The organism is Kitasatospora sp. NPDC004272, assembly GCF_053603035.1.
This window is the reverse complement of record NZ_JBSGET010000278.1, coordinates 1-2,280: the sequence shown is the minus strand read 5'-3', so window position 1 is coordinate 2,280 and position 2,280 is coordinate 1. Positions and strand designations below refer to the sequence as shown.

Below are 2,280 nucleotides of genomic sequence, written 5' to 3'. Positions count from 1 at the left end.
GTGGTCCGGGCGGCGGCGGCCGAGCTGCTGGCCGCGGACCCGCGCGGGGTGCTGCCGCTGCTGTGCGCCTGGTACGAGGAGGGCCCGGTGGCGGCCGGGCTGGCCGACGAACTGCTGTACGAGCACCGGGCGCTGGCGCTGGACGAGCTGACCGAGGCGCTGGTGGCCGCCGCCCACCCGCGGGCGGACGCGCTGCTGGGCCGGCTGGCCGAGCGGGAGCCGTCCGCGCTGTGCCGGGCGGTCGACCGGTGGAGCCACGACCCGCGCCCCGAGCGGCACGTCGCGGCGGCCGTGCACGCGCTGCGCGCCGCCCCGCACGCGGGCGGCTCGGGGGCCCGGCTGCTGCGGCTGGCGGCCCGGACGCTGCTCGCCCGGGAGGACGAACCGGCCCTGCACGGCGCGGCGTTGGCGCTGCTGGTGCGCGACCCGGAGGACCGGGCCGAGCACCTGCCGGCCGCGCTGGCCGCGTACCGGGCGGGGGACCCGTTCCTGACCGCCCGGGTGCTGGCCGAGCTGGTGGCGGAGCACCCGGCCGAGGTGCTGGCGGCGGTGCGCGAGCGGCTGCGGGTGCCGGGTGCCCGGCTGGCGGAGGACCTGCGGGTGCTGACCGCGGCCACCGACCCGGCGGTGGCCCGCTCCGGGCTGCTGGTCGCCGCCGAGCTGCTGCGGGAGGGGCCGGAGCGGGCCGGGGAGCTGGCCCGGCACCTGGACCGGCTGCTGGACGCCGGGCGGGACGGCCGTCCGCTGCTGGACGCGGTGCTGGCCGCCGGGCCGCCGGTGCGGGCGCTCTTCGTGCCGGTGCTGGCCGCGCCCGGCGGCGGCCGGGAGGAGCTGCTGGACGCCCTGCTGGCCACCGAGCGGGACGGCGGGGTGCTGGCGGCGGTGGTGGAGGCGCTGGCGGCCCGGCACGCCGGGCACCCCGGGCGGCGGGTGCGCGAACTGCTGTGCCTGGTCGCCGAGCGGTGGCCGGGCGCGGACGCCGCCCTGGTGCGCTGTGCGGGCCGCTGGGCGGGTTTCGCCCGCCTGCTGGCGTCCTGGCCCGCAGACGCCCCGCCGCCGCCGCAGGGGCCCCGGCTGGCCCGGATGCGGGCCCTCACCGCCGCCGGGCGGGACCCGCAGTACGCCGCGGCCGAGGCCGAACGGCAGGTCGACCGTCCGGACGGCCGTCTGACCGGTCACACCGAGGGCCTTCCGGTACCTGGGCAGGGCCGGTCGCATGGCACGCTATAGGGGTTCGGTTTCGGTCTTTCGAGTGCACGGGTTGTGCACACCGTAGGAACAAGGAGCGGTCAGGTGCAGCGCTGGCACGGCCTGGAGGAGATCCCCGGGGACTGGGGGCGCAGCGTCGTCACCATCGGATCGTTCGACGGGGTCCACCGCGGACACCAGTTGATCATCAACCGGGTGGTGGAGCTGGCCGGTGAGCTGGGGGCTAAGTCGGTGGTGGTCACCTTCGACCCGCACCCCAGCGAGGTGGTCCGGCCCGGCACCCACCCGCCGCTGCTCGCCCCGCAGCCGCGGCGGGCCGAACTGGTCGAGCAGTTGGGCGTGGACGCCGTCCTGGTGCTGCCGTTCACCGCCGAGTTCTCCAAGGAGTCCCCGGAGTACTTCGTGCGGTCGGTGCTGGTCGACGCGCTGCACGCGAAGGCGGTCGTCGAGGGCCCCAACTTCCGTTTCGGGCACCGCGCGGCGGGCGACGTCGAGCTGCTGGCCGAGCTCGGCCCGGCCGACGACTTCACCGTCGAGGTGGTCGACCTGCAGGTGCGCGGCGCGGCGGGCGACGGCGAGCCGTTCTCCTCCAGCCTGTGCCGCCGGCTGGTCGCGGCCGGCGACATGACCGGCGTCGCCGAGATCCTCGGCCGCCCGCACCGGGTCGAGGGCGAGGTCGTCCGCGGCGCCCAGCGCGGCCGCGAACTCGGCTACCCCACCGCCAACGTGGACACCGTCGCGCACTCGGCGATCCCCGCCGACGGCGTGTACGCGGGCTGGCTGACCGCCGACGGCGAGACCATGCCCGCCGCGATCTCGGTCGGCACCAACCCGACCTTCGACGGCACCGCCCGCACCGTCGAGGCGTACGCCATCGACCGGGTCGGCCTCGACCTGTACGGGCAGCACGTCGCCGTGGACTTCCTGGCCTGGCTGCGCGGGATGGAGAAGTTCGACTCCATCGACGCCCTGCTGGAGCGGATGGCCGAGGACGTCAAGCGCGCCCGGGAACTCACCGAGCGCCCCTGAGCACGACGGGAGCCCCCGCGGAACGCGCGTTCCGCGGGGGCT

The 2,280-nt window shown here is 77.3% G+C and carries 1 protein-coding gene and 1 pseudogene; both read left to right on the top strand.

Features of this window, described 5'->3' with window-relative positions; genetic code table 11:
• Positions 1 to 1,230, top strand: a pseudogene (locus ACWEO5_RS38390) (hypothetical protein); the annotation flags it as partial.
• A gap of 63 nt (positions 1,231 to 1,293) precedes the next feature.
• Positions 1,294 to 2,238 carry a bifunctional riboflavin kinase/FAD synthetase gene (locus ACWEO5_RS38385; protein ID WP_452166694.1) on the top strand — a complete coding sequence of 315 codons (945 nt, stop codon included), beginning with the start codon at positions 1,294 to 1,296 and terminating at the stop codon, positions 2,236 to 2,238.
• Positions 2,239 to 2,280: the final 42 nt, after the last annotated feature.